Source organism: Mesorhizobium sp. P5_C1 (assembly GCF_054049815.1).
This window is the reverse complement of record NZ_JBFULQ010001422.1, coordinates 1-521: the sequence shown is the minus strand read 5'-3', so window position 1 is coordinate 521 and position 521 is coordinate 1. Positions and strand designations below refer to the sequence as shown.

1 protein-coding gene is annotated in these 521 nt (G+C 61.2%); it reads left to right on the top strand.

The features are described 5' to 3' along the window. Nucleotides 1-14: 14 nt before the first annotated feature. Nucleotides 15-521 (top strand): carbohydrate ABC transporter permease (locus ACXJ7R_RS36150; protein ID WP_457155950.1); only part of this gene is annotated, 507 nt, incomplete at its 3' end.

The following is a 521-nucleotide window of genomic DNA, read 5'->3' as shown; positions in this document are numbered from 1 at the left end:
TTGTCGAAGTGCCGATGGGCCTGCTGCTAGCGGCGTTGCTGACGTCGGGAAAACTGGCACGGTCGGAAGGTATCTACCGCACCTTGCTGTTCATACCGGCGACGCTGTCGGTGGTCATCGTCGGCTTCGTCTGGCGCCTGATCATCAACCCGCTCTGGGGCCTGGTCGGTTTTCCGCTGCTGGGCACGGAATCGACCGCACTCACCACGATTTCGCTGATGTCGGTCTGGCAGTATTTCGGCATCCCGATGGTCTTCCTTTACAGCGCCTTGCTGGCGGTGCCCAACGAGCTCGTCGAAGCCGCCAACATCGATGGCGCCGGCGGCTGGACGACGTTCTGGAAGATCAAGTTTCCGCTGATCGCGCCGCAATTCGGCCTGATCGCGATCCTCACCTACATCTGGACGTTCAACGGCTTCGACCTGGTGTTCGCGCTCAACGGATCGGCGCCCGGACCCAACTACAGCACCGACATCCTCGGCACCTATTTCTACCGGACCTTCTTCGGTTCGAGCGGGCAG